Genomic DNA, 25,402 nt, shown 5'->3' with positions numbered 1-25,402 from the left:
ATCATTAAGAGAATTGAAGAACAACTTGTGTGGATTTTTACTGATTGATTAATCGAAATAATTTTCATTGATTGATTGGTTTAAATTACTCGAAGTTTATTTGAGCGAAATTTAAGTCAGTAATTGATGAGCCAGAATTGGTACCTTGTCTATAAATAAGGTGCAAAATGATTTTAACTGAAGAGTTTGATCATGGCTCAGATTGAACGCTGGCGGCAGGCTTAACACATGCAAGTCGAGCGGGGGAAGGTAGCTTGCTACTGGACCTAGCGGCGGACGGGTGAGTAATGCTTAGGAATCTGCCTATTAGTGGGGGACAACATCTCGAAAGGGATGCTAATACCGCATACGTCCTACGGGAGAAAGCAGGGGATCTTCGGACCTTGCGCTAATAGATGAGCCTAAGTCGGATTAGCTAGTTGGTGGGGTAAAGGCCTACCAAGGCGACGATCTGTAGCGGGTCTGAGAGGATGATCCGCCACACTGGGACTGAGACACGGCCCAGACTCCTACGGGAGGCAGCAGTGGGGAATATTGGACAATGGGGGGAACCCTGATCCAGCCATGCCGCGTGTGTGAAGAAGGCCTTATGGTTGTAAAGCACTTTAAGCGAGGAGGAGGCTACTTTAGTTAATACCTAGAGATAGTGGACGTTACTCGCAGAATAAGCACCGGCTAACTCTGTGCCAGCAGCCGCGGTAATACAGAGGGTGCGAGCGTTAATCGGATTTACTGGGCGTAAAGCGTGCGTAGGCGGCTTATTAAGTCGGATGTGAAATCCCCGAGCTTAACTTGGGAATTGCATTCGATACTGGTGAGCTAGAGTATGGGAGAGGATGGTAGAATTCCAGGTGTAGCGGTGAAATGCGTAGAGATCTGGAGGAATACCGATGGCGAAGGCAGCCATCTGGCCTAATACTGACGCTGAGGTACGAAAGCATGGGGAGCAAACAGGATTAGATACCCTGGTAGTCCATGCCGTAAACGATGTCTACTAGCCGTTGGGGCCTTTGAGGCTTTAGTGGCGCAGCTAACGCGATAAGTAGACCGCCTGGGGAGTACGGTCGCAAGACTAAAACTCAAATGAATTGACGGGGGCCCGCACAAGCGGTGGAGCATGTGGTTTAATTCGATGCAACGCGAAGAACCTTACCTGGCCTTGACATACTAGAAACTTTCCAGAGATGGATTGGTGCCTTCGGGAATCTAGATACAGGTGCTGCATGGCTGTCGTCAGCTCGTGTCGTGAGATGTTGGGTTAAGTCCCGCAACGAGCGCAACCCTTTTCCTTACTTGCCAGCATTTCGGATGGGAACTTTAAGGATACTGCCAGTGACAAACTGGAGGAAGGCGGGGACGACGTCAAGTCATCATGGCCCTTACGGCCAGGGCTACACACGTGCTACAATGGTCGGTACAAAGGGTTGCTACACAGCGATGTGATGCTAATCTCAAAAAGCCGATCGTAGTCCGGATTGGAGTCTGCAACTCGACTCCATGAAGTCGGAATCGCTAGTAATCGCGGATCAGAATGCCGCGGTGAATACGTTCCCGGGCCTTGTACACACCGCCCGTCACACCATGGGAGTTTGTTGCACCAGAAGTAGCTAGCCTAACTGCAAAGAGGGCGGTTACCACGGTGTGGCCGATGACTGGGGTGAAGTCGTAACAAGGTAGCCGTAGGGGAACCTGCGGCTGGATCACCTCCTTAACGAAAGATTGACGATTGGTAAGAATCCACAACAAGTTGTTCTTCATAGATGTATCTGAGGGTCTGTAGCTCAGTTGGTTAGAGCACACGCTTGATAAGCGTGGGGTCACAAGTTCAAGTCTTGTCAGACCCACCATGACTTTGACTGGTTGAAGTTATAGATAAAAGATACATGATTGATGATGTAAGCTGGGGACTTAGCTTAGTTGGTAGAGCGCCTGCTTTGCACGCAGGAGGTCAGGAGTTCGACTCTCCTAGTCTCCACCAGAACTTAAGATAAGTTCGGATTACAGAAATTAGTAAATAAAGATTGAGATCTTGGTTTATTAACTTCTGTGATTTCATTATCACGGTAATTAGTGTGATCTGACGAAGACACATTAACTCATTAACAGATTGGCAAAATTGAGTCTGAAATAAATTGTTCACTCAAGAGTTTAGGTTAAGCGATTAATCTAGATGAATTGAGAACTAGCAAATTAACTGAATCAAGCGTTTTGGTATGTGAATTTAGATTGAAGCTGTACGGTGCTTAAGTGCACAGTGCTCTAAACTGAAATGTTGAAGTTACTAACTTGTAGGTAACATCGACTGTTTGGGGTTGTATAGTCAAGTAATTAAGTGCATGTGGTGGATGCCTTGGCAGTCAGAGGCGATGAAAGACGTGATAGCCTGCGAAAAGCTCCGGGGAGGCGGCAAATATCCTTTGATCCGGAGATGTCTGAATGGGGGAACCCACCTACTTTAAGGTAGGTATTGCAACATGAATACATAGTGTTGCAAGGCGAACGAGGGGAAGTGAAACATCTCAGTACCCTTAGGAAAAGAAATCAATTGAGATTCCCTCAGTAGCGGCGAGCGAACGGGGATCAGCCCATTAAGTTATGTGTGTTTTAGTGGAACGCTCTGGGAAGTGCGAACGTAGAGGGTGATATTCCCGTACACGAAAGGGCACACATAATGATGACGAGTAGGGCGAGGCACGTGAAACCTTGTCTGAATATGGGGGGACCATCCTCCAAGGCTAAATACTCCTGACTGACCGATAGTGAACCAGTACCGTGAGGGAAAGGCGAAAAGAACCCCTGTGAGGGGAGTGAAATAGATCCTGAAACCGCATGCATACAAGCAGTGGGAGCACCTTCGTGGTGTGACTGCGTACCTTTTGTATAATGGGTCAGCGACTTATATTCAGTAGCGAGGTTAACCGTATAGGGGAGCCGTAGAGAAATCGAGTCTTAATAGGGCGTTTAGTTGCTGGGTATAGACCCGAAACCAGGCGATCTATCCATGAGCAGGTTGAAGGTTGGGTAACACTAACTGGAGGACCGAACCCACTGTCGTTGAAAAGCCAGGGGATGACTTGTGGATAGGGGTGAAAGGCTAATCAAGCCTGGTGATAGCTGGTTCTCCCCGAAAGCTATTTAGGTAGCGCCTCGGACGAATACCATAGGGGGTAGAGCACTGTTTCGGCTAGGGGGTCATCCCGACTTACCAAACCGATGCAAACTCCGAATACCTATGAGTACTATCCGGGAGACAGACTGCGGGTGCTAACGTCCGTAGTCAAGAGGAAAACAATCCAGACCGCCAGCTAAGGCCCCAAAATCATAGTTAAGTGGGAAACGATGTGGGAAGGCATAGACAGCTAGGAGGTTGGCTTAGAAGCAGCCACCCTTTAAAGAAAGCGTAATAGCTCACTAGTCGAGTCGGCCTGCGCGGAAGATGTAACGGGGCTAAAACTATGTGCCGAAGCTGCGGATGTATACTTTGTATACGTGGTAGGGGAGCGTTCTGTAAGCCGATGAAGGTGTGTTGAGAAGCATGCTGGAGGTATCAGAAGTGCGAATGCTGACGTGAGTAACGACAAAACGGGTGAAAAACCCGTTCGCCGAAAGACCAAGGGTTCCAGTCCAACGTTAATCGGGGCTGGGTGAGTCGACCCCTAAGGCGAGGCCGAAAGGCGTAGTCGATGGGAAAATGGTTAATATTCCATTACTTCTGTGTAATGCGATGAGAGGACGGAGAAGGCTAAATCAGCCTGGCGTTGGTTGTCCAGGTGAAAGGATGTAGGCATGTATCTTAGGCAAATCCGGGGTACTCTATGCTGAGATCTGATAGCAAGCTGTACTTGTACAGCGAAGTGGTTGATGCCATGCTTCCAGGAAAAGTCTCTAAGCTTCAGTTACACAGGAATCGTACCCGAAACCGACACAGGTGGTCAGGTCGAGTAGACCAAGGCGCTTGAGAGAACTCTGCTGAAGGAACTAGGCAAAATGGTACCGTAACTTCGGGAGAAGGTACGCTGTTGTTGGTGATGGAACTCGCTTCCTGAGCTGACGACAGCCGCAGAAACCAGGCCGCTGCAACTGTTTATTAAAAACATAGCACTCTGCAAACACGAAAGTGGACGTATAGGGTGTGATGCCTGCCCGGTGCTGGAAGGTTAATTGATGGGGTTAGCGTAAGCGAAGCTCTTGATCGAAGCCCCAGTAAACGGCGGCCGTAACTATAACGGTCCTAAGGTAGCGAAATTCCTTGTCGGGTAAGTTCCGACCTGCACGAATGGCATAATGATGGCGGCGCTGTCTCCAGCAGAGGCTCAGTGAAATCGAAATCGCTGTGAAGATGCAGTGTACCCGCGGCTAGACGGAAAGACCCCGTGAACCTTTACTGCAGCTTGACACTGAACTTTGACCTTACTTGTGTAGGATAGGTGGGAGGCTTTGAAGCTGGAACGCTAGTTCCAGTGGAGCCGTCCTTGAAATACCACCCTGGTAATGTTGAGGTTCTAACTCTGTCCCGTGATCCGGGACGAGGACCGTGTCTGGTGGGTAGTTTGACTGGGGCGGTCTCCTCCTAAAGAGTAACGGAGGAGTACGAAGGTGCGCTCAGCGTGGTCGGAAATCACGCGTAGAGTATAAAGGCAAAAGCGCGCTTAACTGCGAGACCCACAAGTCGAGCAGGTACGAAAGTAGGTCTTAGTGATCCGGTGGTTCTGTATGGAAGGGCCATCGCTCAACGGATAAAAGGTACTCTGGGGATAACAGGCTGATACCGCCCAAGAGTTCATATCGACGGCGGTGTTTGGCACCTCGATGTCGGCTCATCTCATCCTGGGGCTGAAGCAGGTCCCAAGGGTATGGCTGTTCGCCATTTAAAGAGGTACGCGAGCTGGGTTTAGAACGTCGTGAGACAGTTCGGTCCCTATCTACCGTGGGCGCTGGAAATTTGAGAGGATCTGCTCCTAGTACGAGAGGACCAGAGTGGACGAACCTCTGGTGTACCGGTTGTGACGCCAGTCGCATCGCCGGGTAGCTATGTTCGGAAGGGATAACCGCTGAAAGCATCTAAGCGGGAAGCCTACCTCAAGATAAGATTTCCCTAGGACTTTATGTCCTCTAAAGAGCCGTTCGAGACTAGGACGTTGATAGGTTGGATGTGGAAGCATAGTGATATGTGAAGCTGACCAATACTAATTGCTCGTGAGGCTTGACTATACAACACCCAAGCAGTTGTATATGAAGCATCAATCGATTCTTAAATATGCAAGACAACTTGATTTAGTTATACCTCTAGCTAAAATGAACAGATAAAGTAAGATTCAATTCAGCCCAGTCTGTTACAGATTTGGAAAACGCTTCGGCATCAAGTAAGACCTAAGCAAGTATCCATAAACAGTTGTGCTGGCGACCATAGCAAGAGTGAACCACCTGATCCCTTCCCGAACTCAGAAGTGAAACCTCTTAGCGCTGATGGTAGTGTGGGATTACCCATGTGAGAGTAAGTCATCGCCAGCTCATTATTCTAAACACCCCAATCTCAAAAGAGGTTGGGGTGTTTTTTTATAGCAAGAAATCAATCAATAAAGAATTATTTAAATATAGAACTACAAATCATTTTTGGATGCTTACTCGATTCTATGGATATAATGAGGAAGTTTTTTATTTTTGGTGTCCCCGTGAAAATTAATTCTTTCTCTCCCATACCTGAAGACGATGAAGAACTCTCTCTTCCAGAACTGATTTATTGGGCATCTTTAGGTGATCTAGAGCAAGTAAAACAATTATTAATAGATGGAGAAGACCCTAATCAGACTGATGATGAAGGGTATAGTGCTTTGCAAGCAGCGGCTGAGAATGATCATTTAGAGATAGTGAAGCTATTAGTTGAAAAAGGGGCGCATGTCCCTTATAAAAGCGTATATACAGCACTACAGCTTGCAGAAATGGCGGGTAATACTGACATAGTGAATATTTAAAAAGTTTATAAAATTAAAAAGCCCCTTTTATTTAAAAAGGAGGCTTTTTGTTCAATTTAAGACAAATGATATTTCTGTAGTTTCTCAACAATTGATTGAAGTCCTTTTACTTCAAATTCATTGGCTTCGAATTTTTCATCTTTATTGCGTTTGAAGATATCTCGTATTTCTATTACAGCATTTGGGTCAACAATACTTAAACTTGAAGTGACTTGGCGTATTTGGCTAATAGAACGAGAACCATTTGTTGAGCCATAACCTATAAATGCTGCTGGTTTACCGCTCCATTCCTTACCAACATAGTCCAGTGCATTTTTTAAAGCTGGGCTGTAACCGTGGTTGTATTCTGGGCTAATAAAGATAAATGCATCAGCTTGGGCAATTTTATCAGCCCATTCTTGTTGTTTAGGTTGATCATAAATACCTGTAGCAGGTGGGTGAGAACCTGAAAATAAGGGTAGATTCCATTCTTTTAAATCAATTACTTCTGTTTGAAAATCTTTTAGATTAAATGAGGGTATTGTTGTTTCTAACCAATTGGCAATTTTAATAGCTGTGCGCCCTTCGCGAACACTTCCGACGATAATATAGACCAGCATATGTTTTTCCTAAGGATTTTTATCTTTATAACTTAATTCATTATATAGGTGCGTGAGAATATAGAATTTGTAAGGATTCTTATGTCATCAATAAAAGTTAAATAATAAAAAAGCCCTCAATCGAGGGCTTTTTTTTACATGATCTTAATGCCTTGCTGACCAGCTGGAGTCACTTTAAATATCTCTACTTCAAAAGTAATATTCTTGCCGGCTAGAGGATGGTTGAAATCAATTTCAGTAATATCATCATTTACTGACTTCACAACACCAAATAAAGTTGCTTTTGCTTTATCTTCAAATTCAATCATATGACCAGGAATAGGTCGTTGTTCGAATTTAACCGTATCAAAAGTTTGTATATTTTCAGGATTCCACGGACCAAAAGCATCTTCTGGTGGTAGATGTACTGTACGTCGATCGCCTGCACGTAAGCCAAGAAGCGCTTTCTCAAAGCCTGGTAACAAGTTACCGTCGCCAATAGTTAAGCTAACAGGTTCTTCACGGCTACGTGTATTGTCAATTTCTACACCATTTTCAATAGCAACAGAAAAGTGTAGGTCAACTTTAGAACCGTCAGTAATACGAATTTCTTCATTAGGTTGAATAATTTCGGTCATATTATGCATCCGAATTTTTAGGTCTTTGCTTCTCAAGGAAGAATGTATCAATGAGTAGCAAAATGGTACCTAGAGTAATGGCACTGTCCGCAATATTAAAAGCTGGAAAGTGATGATTTTGGTAATAAACATGAATAAAATCGACCACATACCCTAAAGTAATACGGTCAATTAGATTACCAAGTGCTCCACCTAAAATTAAAGCGATAGCTACAGGCAGCACCACCATTTTTTTAGGCATACGTAGCAACCAAAATACAAAAAGTATTGAAACTAAGCCTGCCAAAGATGTGAAGAAATAGCGTTGCCATCCTCCAGCATCAGATAAAAAGCTAAAAGCTGCACCATAATTATGTAATAGTGTCCAGTTTAAAAATGGAAGTACAGGTACAGGATCTGCGTAGTTCAGATGTGTACTTGCAATCCATTTTGTCCATTGATCCAACACAATGGCAAGGACAGAAAGTCCAAGCCAAATGAGGTTGTGAGGATAAAACTGGAATAAGCCTTTTTTAGCTTGTGAATTAGGCATATTTTCTCACTTCGCCACGACCAGTGACGTTCACAATACAACGACCACATAAACCAGGATGATCGGCATGTGTATTTACATCCGGAAGGACATGCCAGCAACGTGCACATTTTTCACCTTCAGCTGCAGATACTTGTACACGTAAGCCTTCCATTTCAGTTGCTTCACCTTGTTCAGCAAATGGATGTACTACTACTTGCGAAGTAATAAGAACAAAACGGAGTTCATCAGCCAGTTGGTTTAAAACTGTTTGTAATGATTCATTTGCCCAAAGTTCAACTTTGGCTGAAAGATTACTACCGACAAGTTTAGCGTTACGAGCTGCTTCAATCTGTTTATTTACTGCAGATTTTACGCTAATCAATGTTTGCCAATCTGCTTCAGAAAGCAAGTTTGCTTTTGATGAAACAGGTAGGTCATACCATTCAGCTGTAAATACATACTTCTCAGTTTGTTCTGGGATAAGTGGCCAAGCTTCTTGAGCTGTGAAGCTAAGAATAGGGCTCATCCAGCGAACAAATGCTTGTACGATATGGTAAAGCGCTGTTTGTGCGGAACGACGTGCTTGTGAGTCAGCCTTAGTGGTGTATTGACGGTCTTTGATAATGTCTAGGTAGAAGCCACCTAAGTCATTAATACAGAAGCTTGTTAATGCACTACACACGACATGGAAGTTCATTTCTTCATAGGCCGCGATAATAGTTTGTTGTACTTCATTCGCACGTTGCAAGATGTATTGATCGAGGGCAATAAGGTCATCTACTGCCAGAGCATCAGTACTTGGTTTGAAACCATTTAAGTTTGCAAGTAAGAAGCGTAGCGTATTACGAATACGACGGTAGCTATCACTTACACGGCTAAAGATTTCTTTCGATGCTGCAATTTCATAGCGATAGTCGCTAGATGCTACATATAAACGTAAACCATCGGCACCAAGGTGTTTGATGATTTCTTCAAGCGGAATATAGTTGCCTAAAGATTTCGACAATTTACGGCCATTTTCATCCACTGTAAAACCATGTGTTAACAAGGCTTTGTATGGCGCACGATTGTGAATTGCCATAGACGTTAATAAAGAAGATTGGAACCAACCACGGTGTTGGTCTGAACCTTCTAAATATAAGTCAGCAGGACTTTCTAATTCGTCGCGTTGCTCAAGTACAGCGTAATGCGTTGTACCAGAGTCAAACCATACATCAAGTGTATCGCGAACAGCATTGTACTGTTCAGCATCTTCACCAATGAAGTCTTTCGCATCACGGTTAAACCATGCATCAATACCTTCTTTCTCGATAAGTTTGGCAACTTCTTCGATGAGCTCAGGCGTACGAGGGTGCAATTCGTTCGTATCTTTATGAACGAAGAAAGGAATTGGTACACCCCAAGTACGTTGACGTGAGATACACCAGTCCGGACGGCCTTCGATCATTGATTCAATACGGTTTTTACCCCAGTTCGGTACAAACTCGATATCGTTTTCAATGGCATTAAGCGCACCGTCACGTAAACCTTTTTGATCCATGCTGATAAACCATTGTGGTGTAGCACGGAAAATAATCGGAGTCTTATGACGCCAGCAGTGTGGGTAGCTGTGTTTAATCGGTTGATGAGCCCATAAGCGACCTACAGCACCTAAAGCTTCAATAATCTTTGGATTGGCTTTATAGATGTGCTCGCCAGCAAAGATTGGTGCGGTTGGTAAGTAAACACCGTTACCACCCACTGGGTTTTCAACTTTAAGGTTGTATTGAAGACCTACTTTATAGTCATCTGCACCGTGGCCAGGAGCAGTGTGTACAGCACCTGTACCGCTTGTTGCGATAACGTGTTCACCTAAAATAACCGGAACTTGACGATCGGTTAGTAAAGGATGTTGTAGGGTAAGGTTCTCAAGAGCTGAACCAGTAAAGTCAGCTAAAACAACTGGGTTTTCAAGCTTGTAACGCTCAATTGCAGAAGCAACTAAGTCTTTAGCAAGAATAAAGTTTTGCTTACCACGTTCAGTAGTCACTTGTACCAATTGATATTCAATTTCGGCATGCAATGCAACTGCTTGGTTCGCGGGTAATGTCCAAGGAGTAGTGGTCCAGATCACGATATCCGTTGGATCTTGAACTTCTACATTTACACGAGCGCTTAAATCTTTTAAATCTACAACGCCAAAACCAACGTCAATTGCGTCTGATTTTTTATCTTCGTATTCAACTTCAGCTTCAGCAAGTGCTGAGCCACAGTCCATACACCAGTTCACTGGCTTTAAGCCCGGCTGGATATGGCCATTTTTTTGGATTAAACCTAAAGCACGAACGATATCGGCTTCTTGTTTGTAGTTCATGGTGAGGTAAGGATTATCCCAGTCCCCTAAAATACCAAGACGTTTAAAGTCAGTACGCTGTAAATCAATTTGCTTTAGCGCATATTCACGGCAGTGTTTACGGAAAGTGGCTGCATCAACTTTTTCACCAACTTTACCTACTTTTTCTTCAACTTTTAGTTCGATTGGCAAACCATGACAGTCCCAACCTGGTACATATGGCGCATCGAAACCTGCCAAAGTACGGCTTTTTACGATGATGTCCTTAAGTACTTTGTTAACCGCATGGCCCAAGTGAATTGTACCGTTCGCATATGGAGGGCCATCATGCAAAATATATTTTTTCTTGCCAATACGCGATGCACGAATCTGCTGATAAATGTTGTCGGTATACCACTCTTCTAACCATTTCACTTCACGTACTGCCAAATTTGCTTTCATTGCAAATTGAGTATCCGGCAGGTTTAGCGTGGCTTTGTAGTCCACTGCATTTTCAGTAGTTTGCTTATCGCTCATGCAAGTTGTCTTCCAGTTTAATCAGCTTGGGAGCCGACATGTTTTACAATCAAAATTCGAATTAAAAAGGAAATTGTGTCGTGTCGTTACGATATTGTCGTAATTGCTGCACGTCATTATCAATTCCTGCCTTAAGTGCTTCAAGCGAAGGGTAGTTCAATTCACCATGAAGATAGTGAAGAAAAGTCACCCGCATAAATAAGCCATACAGATTAGCAGAAACATCAGGGAAATGTACTTCTAATCTCCACTCTGGATGTTCTTGCTGAATGGCTGGACGTGTACCGACATGACCTGCACCATAGAGGCTGTTTTCATGATATCCGGCAATTCCGGGCTTTTCAGGATTATCCTGAAGCACTTTTTGAGTTAGCGAAGTTGTTTCGCAAATGACTTCAACGCCATAAATACCATTTAAACAAGGCTTATGACGGTTGAGACGAACATTAATCGTTGGGAAATCTAAAGTTCGTCCAATTTGGTCACCATATTGAACACGACCGGTAATACTGTACGGACGGCCTAATAATTTAGCTGCTAAAGCGAGATTACCCACTTGAAGCACTTGGCGAATACGGGTTGAACTGACGCGTTCACCTTCGAGTTCAATCGTATGTAAATTTGTGACTTGAAAGCCGTAATTCTTTAAAAATTCGCTATTGCCTTGACGGTCTTTGCCGAAATGAAAGTCATCTCCTAAAACCAAAGCTTGAGCATTTAATTTGTCTTTTAATAGATCTGCAAACTCAGAAGCACTCATGCTACGGAAATGCTGGTCAAACTTGGCAACCGCGATGTAATCCACCCCAAGTTCAGCTAGATATTCAACTTTTTCCCGTAATGAATTAATACGAGGTGGGGCATCGTAGCCTTTAAAGAACTCAAGCGGTTGGGGCTCAAAAATCATGACCAATGTTTTTAAGCCTTGTGCTGCAGCAATTTTTTTGAGTTGAGCAATCATCGCTTGGTGACCTAAATGGACACCATCAAAATTACCAATAGTTACCGCTGTTTGTGGTAACTGGAAATTGGGCGATAACGCATTAAGACGAAGCAGTTTCATGAACTTAAAATATGGCTATTTTTGCAAGGGCTATATATTGCCATAATCTCACAGATTCGTCTTGTTGTTGTGTTTTTACTCAGGTATTTTTCAATACGAATACTTTTTATATCTAAAAAATTGATGAATTAAATAAAAATAAATCAATTTTTCTTATTATTAATTTATCCTACTATAGCCTCATCCACTCTTTGATTAGAGACTTAAGATGAAAAGACCCTTTTACCAATTAAATCAAAGTAAAGATGTTATACGGCATTTTACCCCAAATTGGTTTACAGCAACTATGGGTACTGGCGTGGTCAGTATGATTTTAATTCAGCTTCCATTTGCCAAATCATTTTTATTTATGCTGGCTACGCTGTTATGGCAATTTAATATTGTTCTATTTAGTGTTTTTTCAGTTCTCTATTTATTGCGGTGGTTTCTTTTCCCTCATGAAGCGAAGCAAATATTTAATCATCCAAATATGAGCTTGTTTTTAGGTGCTATACCGATGGGGCTTGCAACCATACTAAATGGCTTTTTAAGCTTCGGAATCGGGCTTTACGGCGAAGTGGCAGTTCATATCGCCCAAGCTTTATGGTATATCGACGTCTTTTTAGCACTGGCTATTGCGTGGATCGTACCATTTTGTATGTTTAGCCGTCAGAATCATCAACTACATACCATGACTGCAATTTGGCTTTTACCGGTGGTTGCATGTGAAGTCGCAGCAAGTTCTGCGGGCATGTTGGTTGCACATTTACCAGCAGATGTGCATAGCTTTCATTTATTGTTAGCGGGTTACGTACTTTGGGGAATCTCTGTTTTACCTGCATTTGCCATTTTAACGATTTTAATGTTGCGTATGGCTTTGCATCAGTTACCAGAAAAAGAAGTCGCGATTTCTAGCTGGCTTTCTTTAGGTCCGATTGGGACAGGTGCTTTAGGTCTATTGTTGCTAGGTGAGCAGGCACAAAGAGTATTTGTAAATGTTGGCTTTCCTGAGTTGGCCCATGTATTTAAAGCCTTGGGCGTTGTGGGTAGTCTGGTACTTTTAGGCTTTGGGTTATGGTGGCTTGGCCTTGCGATTTTAACAACACTTCGTCATGCAAAGACAGGTATTCCATTTAACTTGGGTTGGTGGGGTTTAACCTTCCCATTTGGTGTGTTTATTTTGGCTTTATTTAATTTAGGTCATCAGATTGAAGTTGTATTTTTACAATATGTCGCTGTAGCATTCAGTATTTTATTATTAGTGATGTGGAGCGTGGTAATGAAGAAAACCTTAGCCGGAGCATACAGTGGCAAGCTATTCTTCTCTCCATGTTTAGTGGCTTTACAACAAAGAATGCAGTAAAGGGGAAAAGGTGCAAAAAGCTTTTGCACCTGATTTATACTTACTTTCTAATTTTGTTAATTCTGATTTGAGCTTTTTGAATGAACACAGATACCGCTTTAATTATGGCACTTCCCAACGAGTCTAAAGGTTTATTCGAGCAAGCAGGTATCGAAGTCCATTACAGTGGTATTGGTAAGATCAATGCTGCTTTTAAAGCGTTTGAAGTTATTCAAAAAACAGGCTGTAAAACTTTAATTAACTTAGGTACAGCAGGAAGTTCATCTTTTAATCGGCACGATTTAGTAGAAATAAAAACTTTTGTACAACGTGATATGGACGTTTCACCTTTAGGATTTGAAGTCGGGGTAACGCCGTTAGATGATCACTTGGCGGCTGAAATTCATCTCCAAACGCATTTTGCGGATTTACCAAAAGGAATTTGTGGGACAGGGGACTCATTTGAAACGGGTCAGCCGAAGGTCGCTTGTGATGTGGTCGATATGGAAGGCTATGCGTTAGCAAAAGTTTGCCACAAGTTAGGTGTACGTTTAATTTCGGTGAAATATATTACTGATGGGGCAGATGATACGGCCCATTTGGATTGGGAAGAAAACTTATTATTGGGTGCACAAAAGCTTTTAGCACTTTATCAAAATCATTTCTAAAAAAAGATCGGCAAATTTGCCGATCTTTTTTATTTTAGCGAGGTAATACGCCGTAGAGCATCATATGTACCGTATGCTCAATCGAACGCTGGAACATACTGCGGTTACGAAGCGTTTTCCCGGTTACCATTTCCATTTGAGTCGCAAAATCAGCATAGTTTTGCGTAAGACCCCAAATATTGAGAATTAAAAGTTCCGGGTCGATATCCGGTGAAATTTTTCCTTGCTCTTGCCAAGTTTGAATGACCTTAGCTTTGCGCTTAAATAGCTTTTTCAAGGGCCCTTTCAGTATAGGCAAAATATGCGGTGCCCCTTGAATAATTTCTAAAGCAAATAGTCGCGAAGCTTTTGGTTGGCTACGAGAAAGTTCAATTTTTTGAATTAAATAATGAGACAAGGCTTCGGCTGGTTCTAACTCAGCTTCTAAGGTTTGTAAGGGAGCTAGCCATTTTTGTAAAACTGTGGTCAGCACTTCCACATATAAAGACTCTTTATTTTCATAGTAATAGAAAATATTCGACTTATGCATGTCAGCGAGTTGGGCAATTTCATCCAGACTTGCGCCACTGAACCCATATAGTGAAAACACATCAAGGGCGGCAGCAAGAAGCTGATTGCGCTTTTGGGTACTCTTCTTTTGTTCCATTTGCTGCATAAATTAAAAAGATAGTGTTCCCATTGTAAGGTAAATCGTTTGATTTGTGCACAGGTGTCTCACTTTTTTAGTGAAAAAACGGATAGTTATTTGAGCAATAGATATACTATTGTGCAAAAAATAGAGAGATTCACTAGTTTATTGTTATTCTTAAAAATATTTTTTAATCTTCGCCCTAAAAAAGAGCAATAAATCATCAGTTTTATTGCTCGTTAATTGGGCATTTTTCGGTTGAATGGTTCTCATTACTCATCTCAACCTTAAGTGGCTAAAACGGCATCGAGTACTTGTTGTTCAAGCTGAGCAAAAGTAATGCTCTTTTTCCGTGGACGCGGCAAATTAACTTGAAAACTTTGAGCAATCTGACCTTTATCTAACAATATAATGCGGTCAGCCAGTTGCACTGCTTCACTTACATCGTGTGTAACTAAAATGGCAGTAAAACCTTGCTCTTTCCATAAACGTTCAATCAAGCTTTGCATCTCAAGACGAGTTAACGCGTCTAATGCACCCAAAGGTTCATCTAACAATAAAATACGGGGAGTATGAGATAACGCACGGGCTAGGGCAGTACGTTGTCGTTGACCACCTGAGAGCTGTGAAGGCCATTGTCCAGCTTTTTCTTTTAAACCTACTTTTTCTAATAATTCTTCTGCCAAAGCATGTTGCGATTTTGGTAGCCCAAGTTGCACGTTCTGAAGAATATTTCTCCAAGGAAGTAACCGTGGGTCTTGAAACATAACCCGTATGTCATCGTTAGTAATACCTTCACGCAAATGTCGGGCAGATTTAAATTTGATTTCTCCAAAACTGGCTTTTTCAAGTTGGGCAATTAAGCGCAATAAAGTACTTTTACCGCAGCCACTACGACCAACAATAGCTAAAAATTCGCCCGGTTGAATATGAAGGTTAAGATCTTCAAGAACTTTAACTTCACCATAAAACTTATAAAGCTGTTCAATCAGAATCTCTGCGCCTACCACAGGTTCTTGTGACTCTGGATGGTTTTCTGGAATGAGCTCTACGTCATTCTGATTAATATTTAAATTCAGATTTGTCATATTTTAAGCTCCTTTATTTTTGATAACCGGCATGCCAGCGTAGTAAATAACGTTCCAAAAGTTGCGCTAGAACATCGGCTAATTTGCCTAATAGGGCATAAAGAAGAATACCGACCAGAACCACATCAGTTTGCAAAAACTCTCGTGCATTCATAGTCATATAGCCAATACCTGCTTGTGCTGAAATAGTCTCAGCTACAATGAGCAGCACCCAAACCAGACCTAAAGCAAAACGTAAACCAACTAAAATAGAGGGCATCGCACCCGGTAGAATAATTTCTTTGTAAAGCTGCCAACGTGAAAGACCATAGCTTTTACCCATCTCAATTAATTGTGGATCGACTGAACGGATACCGTGATAGGTGTTGATATAAATAGGGAAGAAGACTCCGACCGCCACCAAAAATAATTTGGCTGTTTCATCAATACCGAACCACAAGATAACCAGTGGAATAAGTGCTAATGCTGGGATGTTACGAATCATTTGCAAGGTTGTATCGAGCAGGGTTGAGGCGAAACGCGAAGACCCATTGAGCAGACCCAATAGCAAACCTAAACCACCACCAATAAATAGTCCGAGTAAGGCCCGTCCTGCACTGACTTTAACGTGCTGCCATAGCTCGCCGCTAATGAGTAGATGCCAAAAAGCAGAAACGACAGCCGTAGGAGCCGGCAGAATACGATTTTCTAAAAGGCCTGAACTCGATGCAATTTGCCAGACAACCAATAGAACAATCGGAAAAATCCAAGGCAGCAGACGCTGCCCGACTTGCTTCGTTCCACGTGAAACAATATTTATATCTTTGCTCATGCAGGCTCCTTGACGGAACTATTTTGTTTCTTCTCGTCTGGAACATAGTTGTTGGCAATGATTTCACCGAATGGACCAGTTAAGTTTGGTTGAGCAAGTTTAGCTCGGGTCTCGATTGGTAATAATGGGAATACTAACTCTGCAAAACGGATTGACTCTTCAAGGTGTGGATAGCCTGAGAAAATAAAGGTATCGATACCTAAATCCGCATATTCCTGAATACGTGCAGCAACGGTTTCTGGGTCGCCGACAAGTGCTGTACCTGCACCACCGCGGACTAGACCGATACCTGCCCAAAGATTTGGAGATACTTCAAGTTTATCTCGATTACCGCCGTGTAGAGCAGCCATACGTTGCTGACCCACGGAGTCCATTTGTGCAAATTTTTTCTGTGCTGCAGCAATAGTTGCATCATCCAGATACTGGATAAGCTCGTTAGCTGCTGCCCATGCTTGTTCATTGGTTTCACGAACAATGACATGCAAACGAATGCCATAAGTTAATTTACGGCCCTTAGCCTCAGCTTTGGCACGGACATGTTCGATCTTTTCTTTCACGGCTGCTGGTGGTTCACCCCAAGTCAGGTAGGTGTCAACTTGCTCAGCCGCGAGTTCAACAGCGACATCTGAAGAACCGCCGAACCAAAGTGGTGGATAAGGCTTTTGTACAGGTGGGTAAAGTAGTTTTGCATCATCTACTTGTAAGCGTTCACCGTGGAATGTAAAAGCTTCACCCGTATGTGAGCGTGTCAAAATTTCACGCCAGATTTTTACGTATTCATTGGCTGTTTGATAACGCGTTGAGTGATCTTCATATAAACCGTCACCGCGTAGTTCTGCTTCATCGCCACCTGTCACTAAGTTGAGTAGAACACGACCATTCGACAAGCGGTCAAATGTTGCAGCCATACGAGCTGCCAACGCTGGTGTTGTTACCCCTGGACGTAATGCAACTAAAAACTTAAGGTGTTGAGTTGCATCGATTAGGCTAGCCGCCGTAATCCATGGGTCTTCACATGAACGACCTGTTGGAATAAGTACTCCTTCGTAACCCAAGTTATCTACTGCCACAGCAATTTGCTTCATATAGGCATGGTCAACCTGACGAGCGCCTTTACTTGTACCTAAATAGCGACTATCACCGTGGGTAGGAATAAACCAGAAAATTTTCATGTGCATTACCTATATATCTATTGAAATTACTTGGCACCCCAAACAGCTTGTTTAATGCTGATTGGTTTAGGGATGATGCCTTGTTGAGTAAAGATGTCTGCAAGCTGCTGTTGTTCAGCAATGACTTTGCTGTTAAGTGGAGCTGCCGATGATGGACGTGGACGGCGTTTAATAAATAAGTCACTGGTCGCAGGTTTTAGGCCTGTACTTTGGCCAATCGCACTTGCAGTTTCTGCTTGATGGCTTTGGACCCATTTGTCAGCTTGATTGATCTGCTTGATGAGTCCTGGAACAGCTTTTGGATATTGCTTAACAAAATTTGGAGCGGCTAAGTAAAAGGTATAGTTCGGGCTTAGGCCTTTACCAGATGCAAGAACACGAGCTTGGTCTTCTAGTTGTGCTGAAGCGTAGTACGGATCCCATATTGCCCATGCATCAACAGCACCCTTTTGGAATGCAGCGCGAGCATCGGCAGGTGTGAGCCAAATTGGGGTAATGTCGCTCCATTTTAAGCCTGCTTTACGCACGGCCTGTACAAGTAGGTAATGTGAGCTAGAACCTTTCTGTAGCGCAATACGTTTACCTTTTAGGTCCTTAAGCTGTTTTAGTTGTGAGTTTTTGGGAACTAAAATTGCTGAGGCCAATGGTTTGGCTGCTTCATAAGCAATGTAATATAAAGGCTTGCCAGCGGCTTGAGCGTAGACCGGGGGCGTGTCTCCAGTAACGCCAACATCGAGTGAGCCAACAGCTAAGGCTTCTAAAATTTGAGGGCCAGCGGGGAACTCATTCCAAGTGATTTTGGCATTTGGAAATTCTTGTTCAAATAGTTTTTGCTGTTTGGCAATCGCGAAGTTAATCGAACTTTTTTGAAAACCAATACGAAGTTCTTTCACTGTTGGGTCAATTGCCCAAGCAGGTGCTGCGATTGTGAAACCTAATACAGCGACCGCGCTAAAGCGCTTAACTAACTGAGTCCACTGACTCTTATTAAATAATGACTGATGTTGCATATTGATATCCTTGTTCCCTTAACACAAGGCACAGCATTTATATCGTTATTTAAGCTGTGCCCAAGCTGGGTTTATTTCAGTTTTAAAATGGCTTCTTGAATGGTGAGCTTGTTGGGAATGAGCTTTTGCGCGTAGAAGGCATCAGCTACATATTGTTGTTCTTGAGCTACCTTGTCAGATATTGGCTGAACTCCAAAACCCATACGTGAAATGGAGGTTTTGAGTACATCGAACTCAAGTGCCGTAGGTTTTTCGAGTAGCTTGGCAGCCTCATCCTGGTGTGTGCTAACCCATTCAGTTGTCTGGTTTAGCGTTTGTACAACCGTGTTCAGAACTTTTGGATTATTTTCTGCAAATTTACGATCAGCTAAGTAGAACTGATGATTGCTTACCAAGTTTTCACCTGTTGCCAGAACGCGGGCCTGAATCTGATGTTCAGCTGCTGCAAAGAACGGATCCCAAATCACCCATGCGTCGACAGCTCCTTTTTCAAAGGCAGCACGCGCATCTGATGGTGGTAAATAAACAGGTTGAATATCACTCAAGCTCAAGTGATTTGCTTCTAAGACTTTTAATAAAAGGTAGTGAACATTCGAACCTTTATTCAGTGCGACACGTTTTCCTTTTAGGTCTTTAATAGACTGGATTGGAGAATCTTTTTGTACCAATAACGCTTCTGCTTTTGGTGCAGCAGGTTGATTTGCAACATAGACTAAATTTGGATTGGCTGCTTGAGCAAAAATAGGTGGTGCTTCACCTGCTTCGCCTAACGAAACACTTCCTACATTTAGGCCTTCAAGTAATTGAGGTCCCGCAGGAAACTCGACCCATTTCACTTGTACGCCTTGATCTTTGAGCGCTTTTTCCAAGTCACCACGTGCTTTTAGAATAGGAAGGATGCCATATTTCTGATAGCCGATATTTAAAGTTGTTGTGGTGTGCTCCTCTTTTTTGGCACAACCACCTAGCATCATCACTCCCGCAAGGCTGGCAGCAATGACTGAATATTTTGCCCATGAAGTGGAATTAAAAAGTGCCATGTGGTTTCGTGCTCCCCGAAAGAGAAAAAGAAAAATAATTGGATGAGCAGATACCCTAAAGGGATTTTTATTTCGTAAAAAATAAATATTCAGTCTTTATTTATACAAAAAAAAGCTAAAAACTTTCGGCGATAAACTTATGCAAAAAAATGATTTATTGAACAGGACAATATTTATAAAAAGATATTTAAGTAGATGTAAATAAAGTAAAAGTTATTAAAAGAATAAAATTTAAAGATTTAAAAAAAGTACAACCATACATTAATTACCTTTATGGTTGTACTTTTTAGACTAAGCTTATCTGAAATAAGAATATCTTAAAAAATGCATAGTCTAGGGAAGCAATTTTTTAAAGACTAAAGAATTTCTTTGATAGTTATAAAGTGCCTGACGGGCATTTGGTAAGTCATCCACACTCACCTGATGGAAACCGTGCTCTAAGAACCAGTGCGCGGTACGGGTGGTTAAAACGAACAATTGACGAATGCCTTGTTGTTTGGCCTTTTCTTCTAGAAATTGCAGAATTTGGCTGCCACGGTTCGATTTACGATAACTTGGGTGTACTGCCACACAAGCAATTTCTGCTGAACGTGTTTCATTAAACTCAGTCGGAATTGGATAAAGGGCAGCGCAAGCCAAAATCATACCGTCTCGTTCAATGACAGCGAACTGGTTAATTTCTTGTTCTAAACGCTCACGTGAGCGATACACCAAAATACCTTCTTCTTCTAATGGGCGTAAAAGGTTCATTAACCCGCCGACATCTTGAATATGCGCCATACGAACTTCTTCATAATGCGCATCGGTAATCATGGTACCCACACCATCACGCGTAAAGAGTTCTTCAATAAGCGCGCCATCATAAGAATAAGAAATTAGATGGACACGATGTACACCCGATAAAGATGCTTTTTTTGCTTCTTGCAAATGTAGGGTTAGGGTTGGGTGTGTGGTTTGGTATTGTTGAATATAGTAATCAAGCTGGTGTGGGCTTAATTCACGCAGTAATTGCCCATCTTCGTTAGGTAAACCTTGTTGCTCACCTAAAAAGATTAATTTATCTGCCTTTAAATAAGTCGCAGTTTTGGTTGCAACTTCTTCAGCTCTTAAATTAAATACTTCACCTGTGGTTGAATAGCCCGTTGGGCCAAGTAAAACAATATTATTGTTATCAAGATGACGTTCAATCGCGTCTGTATCTATTGAACGAACTTCGCCTGTAAGCTGAAAATCCATTCCTTCACGAATACCATAAGGTTTAGCGGTTACGAAATTACCTGATACGACATCTATTCGAGCGCCATACATTGGAGAGTTAGCTAAGCCCATAGATAACAATGCTTCGATTTCTAACCGAATAGACCCTACAGCACTCATGACACAGCTTAAAGATTCGCGTGTAGTAATACGGCAGTTATCATAAAAAGGGGTTTCAATCCCTTTTTCTTTAAGGTTGTGATTAATTTGTGGACGTGCGCCATGCACTAAGATTAAACGGATGCCAAGAGAATGTAATAAGGCAATATCGTGAATAATATGTTCGAAATTAGGATCGCGGACTGCTTCACCGCCAAACATTAAAACAAAAGTTTTATCACGATGCGCATTGATGTAGGGTGCTGAATGTCGGAACCAATGTACATAATGCTGGGTATTATTATGTGATTTCTCTAAAGACTTAGTTGGCATACCGATCTCGAATCAACAGCAAAAAGATATAAAGAGGATTCTAAACAAAAAAGCTCAAAGTCGCATGTTTTAGATAAAAAAACACCCAAATTAGCTTTGGGTGTTAGATGTTTTATGAACTTAACGAATTACTTTAATAATTTTATGGCTTTGCTCATTTACGAGTACATAATTTCCGTTCACCTTATACCATTTTTGATAACGACCTGGCTTAGTCAATTTCTGGTGTGAGCGGTAGTCAATGACATAACGTGGATGTTGGTATTGATGCGGTACGACTTGGCCTGCACGCCAGATATTCGCATGGTCATCTTTATGAATGACTTTAACGGTTTTTGTCTCATATCCTTGGTGGTGATAATGGTCGTGAGGCGCAGCCATTGCTGTTGTTGCGATTAAACCACTCATTGAAAGAATAATTGCTGTTGTTATCTTTTTCATCGTAAACCTCGAATGATCTATTAAATTTCGATAATTGAAGATTAGTGAAAAATTACAGATAAATCGTGAAGGCGAAGAATAATAAATGTGAAACTTTTCTATGAAATAAGAAGAAATTTAGAAGATTTAAATTTTAATATCATATTGATATAAAAATAAAAAAAAGGATAAAGCCGATCAGCTTCATCCTTTCCTACTAAGCGATAGTGAGGAGCTATCTATCTTAGAAACCGCGAATACTCACAATACTGTTAGAGTTCGTGTCGACTAAAATATAGTCATTGTTAATTTTGTACCATTGCTGGTTACGATCGGGTTTAGGTAAGTTATTGTCTTTATAGTCGACTTTATAACCATTACCACGATAGTGCTGTGGCATCACATAACCTGGCTGCCAACGATGTTGTTTCAGACGCTCAAAGCCACGTTCCTCACGCATACGGCGTTCATCGCGAACACGATCACCATTATCGTCACGGTCAAATTTATGCCCACGATCATTCCATTCACCACGAGGTCCGCCTTTAGGACCTTTCGGGCCATGTCCTCGGTCAAAAGGAGGATCAGCAAAGCTTGCCATACTGGTGGTCAGTACAGTGATGCAAAGGGCTAAGATGGTGAACAACTTTTTCATGATGCATCCTCGTTTACATCTGATGTCTCTCATGTTGAATACTGTACGCGCAAAATGCAGAGAAACTGTGAAGATCATTTAATGCTTCAATTAAAATTACGGATAAATCCAGCGTTTTTCTCAATAATAAAAAAGGCTTGTATATATCTTTTCAGGTATAGCCAAGCCAGATGTGATGATCGGCTATAAATTATTTTAGCTTTTCATCTGTAATTATTTAATCCTGTGCATCAATACTTTGCCCATTGAGCGTTAAGCTATCTTCACCCATTAAATAAAGATAAGCCGGCATGATGGACTCAGGTGTTGGTAAGGTTTTCGGATCTTCTTCAGGATAAGCTTTAGCACGCATGGCAGTACGTGTAGCCCCTGGGTTAATACAATTAAAGCGAATATTTGGATAAGTATGCTCAGCCGCAAAAATCTTGCTCACCGCTTCAATCGCGACTTTAGAGACAGAATATGCCCCCCAGAGCGCGCGTGCCTCACGGCCTACACCTGAGCTGGTAAATACGACAGAAGCGTTTTCTGACTTTTGTAATAGCGGTAATAAAGCTTGGGTTAAAGCAAAAGGTGCACGTAAATTGACGGCCATCACATCATCCCATACTTCTGCTGGATAATGTGCAAGTTCTACTCGCTCACCCAAAATACCCGCATTATGCAAAATGCCATCCAGACGACCAAATTGTTTTTCTAGCGTACTTACTAAAAAGTCATAATCGCGATCGGAAGCACTCGAAAGCTGGAGGGGTAAAATAGCAGGTTGAGGTGCGCCTAAACCTTCAATTTCATCATAAATTACTTCAAGTTTATTTAAGGTTCTACCATGCAAGACTACAGTTGCACCATGTAAAGCATAACTGAGGGCTGCAGCTCGCCCAATTCCATCACCAGCACCAGTGATTAAAATAATTCGATCTTTGAGTAGATCCGGACGAGGTTGATATTCTGAATATTTCATTGGTAAACCTCCTTCTTTTTATATTGATATAAGTAACCGTTAAAAAAACTTATACAACTCTTGTATTAACTTATCATACGCTGATTTTCCTGTAGAGCAGGAAGCTTTTGACGTAACAACTCGTGTAATTCTGTCACCGTATTTACAATCGAATCGGCTTGCCAAGCGTTTAAATCATCCCGATGTTCGATAGGTAAATAGCCATAAGCTGCTAAGATGGTATACATATCAGCATTGCGGCCAGCATCGATATCACGTGGGTGATCCCCCACATAAATGATTTCATTTGCCGGGATATTTAACTGCTTTGCAGCCAAATACATTGGTTCCGGGTCTGGCTTGGTTTTAGAAACATCTTCAGGACATACCAAAACCGCACAGCGTTCCGTCAGGTTTAACTTTTCTAGAAGAGATTCACTTAAACCACGTGGTTTATTGGTGACAATACCCCACGGAATTTGCTGAGCTTCTAACTCTTCTAAAAGTGGATACATCCCTTCAAACAGGTCAGTATCGACAACTATATTATTGCCATATAAATCTAAAAAATTTTGTCGATGTGCCAAGAAAATTGGATTGGTCACATCCAGCTCTGGGTAGACCAATTTGACCATGGCACGGGCACCTTCAGACACTTGTGTACGAATAAGATCGGCTTCTACAACAGGGCGTCTTGCATCACGGCACATTTGTTGAATAATACGAATAAAGTCGGCAGCCGTATCGATGAGAGTACCGTCTAAATCAAATAAAACAGCTTTCATCATGCACCTGTCTTTATTGTGTGAACCATATAGTTAACATCAACATTTGGTGCTAACCAATAACGCTTCGTAATTGGGTTGTAGTGCAAGCCTGTCATTTCTTTTAAAGTTAAGCCTGCATTACGAATGTCATGTGCCATTTCAGATGGGCGAATAAACTTGTGATAATCATGCGTACCTTTTGGCAGCATGCGCAGCACATATTCAGCACCAATAATGGCGAATAAATAAGATTTCGGGTTACGGTTGATGGTCGAGAAGAACACATGGCCACCGGGTTTAACCAAAGTCTGACATGCTTTTACAATGGATGCCGGGTCTGGAACGTGTTCCATCATTTCCATGCAAGTGACCACATCATATTGGCCTGCTTGTTCTTGCGCCAATTCTTCAACTGGAATTTGACGATATTCAATATTTTGAACATTTTCTTGTTGAGCATGCAAACGGCCTACAGCTAAAGGCGCTTCACCCATATCAATGCCCAGTACATCTGCTCCACGACGTGCCATGCTTTCAGCCAAAATCCCGCCGCCACAGCCGACATCAAGTACTTTTTTACCGGCAAGGCCACCTGCACGTTCATCAATCCAGTTTAAGCGTAAAGGATTGATTTGATGAAGTGGGCGAAATTCAGAATGTTGATCCCACCATTTGGCAGCAAGTGCTTCAAATTTTGCGATTTCTTGTAAATCAACATTCAATTGCGACATGGTGTCACCTCTAAACTTGGGTTATCTTTTTGATGTAGTTCGCCGTTAGTGTAGCGATTATTGGGAAAAAAGCGATAAACCCAATAAAAAACTTCACAGAAGCAAAACGAATTTAGCATATTTGTTTTATATTTAGGGCATAAGCTAATGCATAACAACTTAGAGGAAAAGCTGTAACAATGAAAAAATTGGTTTTGGGTGGTTTGAGTGCAGCAATTATGGCCGTATCGGGTAGTGCAATGGCAGCAGATTTTGTTGCTGGTAAAGACTACACCGTAATCGCCAATCCAGGCAAAGTGGAAGTACCGGGGAAAATCGAAGTTCGTGAGTTCTTTTGGTATGGCTGTCCGCACTGTTTTAAACTTGAACCACATATGCAAACGTGGTTAAAACAAATTCCGAGTGATGTACGTTTTGTGCGTACGCCAGCAGCCATGAACAAAGTATGGGAACAAGGGGCACGTACTTACTATACATCTGAGGCATTAGGTGTACGTAAGCGCACGCATTTACCATTATTCCATGCAATTCAAGTGAATGGTCAGCAGATTTTTGACCAGGCTTCTGCGGCTAAATTCTTTACTCGTTACGGTGTGCCTGAACAAAAATTTAATAGCACTTACAACTCATTTGCTGTAACTGCAAAAGTTGCCGAGTCAAATAAACTTGCTCAACAGTACCAATTAACAGGTGTTCCAGCAGTTGTCGTTAATGGTAAATATGTTGTACAGGGTGAAGATGGTAAAGTTACCCAAGTCCTTAATTACTTAATTGAAAAAGAACGTAAGGCAAAATAAAAGTTTATTGCTTTAAAAAAGGGCTTCTTATGAAGCCCTTTTTTTATAA

21 protein-coding genes, 2 tRNA genes and 3 rRNA genes are annotated in these 25,402 nt (G+C 42.2%); 9 read left to right on the top strand and 17 right to left on the bottom strand.

Features of this window, described 5'->3' with window-relative positions; all coding sequences use genetic code 11:
* Positions 1-174 precede the first annotated feature (174 nt).
* The 6 genes from MKL62_RS08380 to MKL62_RS08355 all read left to right on the top strand — a co-directional run bounded on the left by MKL62_RS08380 (position 175) and on the right by MKL62_RS08355 (position 5,972).
* Positions 175-1,711: ribosomal RNA gene (locus MKL62_RS08380) — 16S ribosomal RNA — on the top strand.
* Positions 1,712-1,770: 59 nt separating this feature from the next.
* Positions 1,771-1,847 (top strand) — tRNA-Ile (locus tag MKL62_RS08375).
* Between the two features lie 55 nt (positions 1,848-1,902).
* Positions 1,903-1,978: transfer RNA gene (locus MKL62_RS08370), tRNA-Ala, on the top strand.
* A 340-nt stretch (positions 1,979-2,318) separates the two neighbouring features.
* Positions 2,319-5,211, top strand: a 23S ribosomal RNA gene (locus MKL62_RS08365).
* A gap of 185 nt (positions 5,212-5,396) precedes the next feature.
* Positions 5,397-5,511, top strand: a 5S ribosomal RNA gene (gene rrf, locus MKL62_RS08360).
* The 16S, 23S and 5S rRNA genes sit together here with 2 tRNA genes alongside, the layout of an rRNA operon.
* Positions 5,512-5,633: 122 nt before the next feature.
* Positions 5,634-5,972: an ankyrin repeat domain-containing protein gene (locus tag MKL62_RS08355; protein WP_004843750.1), complete on the top strand. Its 339-nt coding sequence runs from the start codon at positions 5,634-5,636 to the stop codon at positions 5,970-5,972.
* A 56-nt stretch (positions 5,973-6,028) separates the two neighbouring features.
* Here the strand turns inward: MKL62_RS08355 and MKL62_RS08350 are convergent, their stop codons facing one another.
* From MKL62_RS08350 to ribF, 5 genes are all read right to left on the bottom strand, one after another.
* Entirely contained in the window at positions 6,029-6,571 is a 543-nt protein-coding gene (locus MKL62_RS08350) for an NADPH-dependent FMN reductase (RefSeq protein ID WP_000964178.1), read from the bottom strand.
* Positions 6,572-6,705: 134 nt separating this feature from the next.
* Complete coding sequence (locus MKL62_RS08345; RefSeq protein ID WP_000136002.1) at positions 6,706-7,188, bottom strand: FKBP-type peptidyl-prolyl cis-trans isomerase; 483 nt, start codon at positions 7,186-7,188, stop codon at positions 6,706-6,708.
* 1 nt (position 7,189) lies between these two features.
* Positions 7,190-7,720 carry a signal peptidase II gene (gene lspA / locus MKL62_RS08340; RefSeq protein ID WP_001133879.1) on the bottom strand — a complete coding sequence of 177 codons (531 nt, stop codon included), beginning with the start codon at positions 7,718-7,720 and terminating at the stop codon, positions 7,190-7,192.
* Positions 7,713-10,550: an isoleucine--tRNA ligase gene (ileS, locus tag MKL62_RS08335; RefSeq protein WP_004843746.1), complete on the bottom strand. Its 2,838-nt coding sequence runs from the start codon at positions 10,548-10,550 to the stop codon at positions 7,713-7,715. Before ileS ends, lspA begins: the two co-directional genes overlap by 8 nt.
* 61 nt (positions 10,551-10,611) lie before the next feature.
* The gene (gene ribF, locus MKL62_RS08330) at positions 10,612-11,613 is read right to left on the bottom strand and encodes a bifunctional riboflavin kinase/FAD synthetase (protein ID WP_000771825.1); all 1,002 of its coding nucleotides are present in this window, start codon (positions 11,611-11,613) and stop codon (positions 10,612-10,614) included.
* Positions 11,614-11,821: 208 nt separating this feature from the next.
* On the opposite strand from ribF, the gene MKL62_RS08325 reads away from it, so the two are divergent.
* The gene (locus tag MKL62_RS08325; RefSeq protein WP_000828360.1) at positions 11,822-12,955 is read left to right on the top strand and encodes a TDT family transporter; all 1,134 of its coding nucleotides are present in this window, start codon (positions 11,822-11,824) and stop codon (positions 12,953-12,955) included.
* A gap of 80 nt (positions 12,956-13,035) precedes the next feature.
* Entirely contained in the window at positions 13,036-13,602 is a 567-nt protein-coding gene (locus MKL62_RS08320; protein ID WP_001090743.1) for a 5'-methylthioadenosine/S-adenosylhomocysteine nucleosidase family protein, read from the top strand.
* A 34-nt stretch (positions 13,603-13,636) separates the two neighbouring features.
* On the opposite strand, the gene MKL62_RS08315 is transcribed toward MKL62_RS08320, so the two are convergent.
* The 12 genes from MKL62_RS08315 to ubiG all read right to left on the bottom strand — a co-directional run bounded on the left by MKL62_RS08315 (position 13,637) and on the right by ubiG (position 24,556).
* Positions 13,637-14,257 carry a TetR/AcrR family transcriptional regulator gene (locus MKL62_RS08315; RefSeq protein WP_001186827.1) on the bottom strand — a complete coding sequence of 207 codons (621 nt, stop codon included), beginning with the start codon at positions 14,255-14,257 and terminating at the stop codon, positions 13,637-13,639.
* Positions 14,258-14,517: 260 nt separating this feature from the next.
* Positions 14,518-15,318: an ABC transporter ATP-binding protein gene (locus tag MKL62_RS08310; RefSeq protein WP_000183286.1), complete on the bottom strand. Its 801-nt coding sequence runs from the start codon at positions 15,316-15,318 to the stop codon at positions 14,518-14,520.
* 13 nt (positions 15,319-15,331) lie between these two features.
* The gene (gene ssuC, locus MKL62_RS08305) at positions 15,332-16,129 is read right to left on the bottom strand and encodes an aliphatic sulfonate ABC transporter permease SsuC (protein WP_000031022.1); all 798 of its coding nucleotides are present in this window, start codon (positions 16,127-16,129) and stop codon (positions 15,332-15,334) included.
* Entirely contained in the window at positions 16,126-17,301 is a 1,176-nt protein-coding gene (gene ssuD / locus MKL62_RS08300) for an FMNH2-dependent alkanesulfonate monooxygenase (RefSeq protein ID WP_000689552.1), read from the bottom strand. The genes ssuC and ssuD overlap by 4 nt, the downstream gene beginning before the upstream one ends.
* 26 nt (positions 17,302-17,327) lie before the next feature.
* Positions 17,328-18,311 (bottom strand): sulfonate ABC transporter substrate-binding protein, encoded by a 984-nt coding sequence (locus tag MKL62_RS08295; RefSeq protein WP_001164667.1) that lies wholly within the window; start codon positions 18,309-18,311, stop codon positions 17,328-17,330.
* 71 nt (positions 18,312-18,382) lie between these two features.
* Positions 18,383-19,351 (bottom strand): sulfonate ABC transporter substrate-binding protein, encoded by a 969-nt coding sequence (locus MKL62_RS08290; RefSeq protein ID WP_001173275.1) that lies wholly within the window; start codon positions 19,349-19,351, stop codon positions 18,383-18,385.
* A 333-nt stretch (positions 19,352-19,684) separates the two neighbouring features.
* Entirely contained in the window at positions 19,685-21,040 is a 1,356-nt protein-coding gene (argA, locus tag MKL62_RS08285; RefSeq protein ID WP_001142457.1) for an amino-acid N-acetyltransferase, read from the bottom strand.
* 120 nt (positions 21,041-21,160) lie between these two features.
* On the bottom strand, positions 21,161-21,481 hold the full coding sequence (locus MKL62_RS08280; protein WP_000724538.1) for an RcnB family protein: 321 nt from the start codon (positions 21,479-21,481) through the stop codon (positions 21,161-21,163).
* A 223-nt stretch (positions 21,482-21,704) separates the two neighbouring features.
* Positions 21,705-22,115, bottom strand: a complete 411-nt coding sequence (locus MKL62_RS08275) for an RcnB family protein (RefSeq protein ID WP_254946466.1) — start codon at positions 22,113-22,115, stop codon at positions 21,705-21,707.
* Positions 22,116-22,332: 217 nt separating this feature from the next.
* Positions 22,333-23,079, bottom strand: coding sequence for a YciK family oxidoreductase (locus MKL62_RS08270; RefSeq protein ID WP_000877608.1), 747 nt, complete (start codon positions 23,077-23,079; stop codon positions 22,333-22,335).
* Positions 23,080-23,144: 65 nt separating this feature from the next.
* The gene (locus MKL62_RS08265; protein WP_000973871.1) at positions 23,145-23,846 is read right to left on the bottom strand and encodes an HAD family hydrolase; all 702 of its coding nucleotides are present in this window, start codon (positions 23,844-23,846) and stop codon (positions 23,145-23,147) included.
* Entirely contained in the window at positions 23,843-24,556 is a 714-nt protein-coding gene (gene ubiG, locus MKL62_RS08260) for a bifunctional 2-polyprenyl-6-hydroxyphenol methylase/3-demethylubiquinol 3-O-methyltransferase UbiG (RefSeq protein ID WP_000080757.1), read from the bottom strand. Before ubiG ends, MKL62_RS08265 begins: the two co-directional genes overlap by 4 nt.
* A 179-nt stretch (positions 24,557-24,735) precedes the next feature.
* On the opposite strand from ubiG, the gene MKL62_RS08255 reads away from it, so the two are divergent.
* Entirely contained in the window at positions 24,736-25,353 is a 618-nt protein-coding gene (locus MKL62_RS08255) for a thiol:disulfide interchange protein DsbA/DsbL (RefSeq protein ID WP_000737567.1), read from the top strand.
* Positions 25,354-25,402 lie beyond the last annotated feature (49 nt).

It is taken from the genome of Acinetobacter sp. AOR01_HL, from assembly GCF_027855455.1.
GTDB lineage: Bacteria > Pseudomonadota > Gammaproteobacteria > Pseudomonadales > Moraxellaceae > Acinetobacter > Acinetobacter baumannii.
The sequence above is the reverse complement of the archived record's forward strand: the minus strand, read 5'-3'. Positions and strand labels throughout refer to the sequence as shown.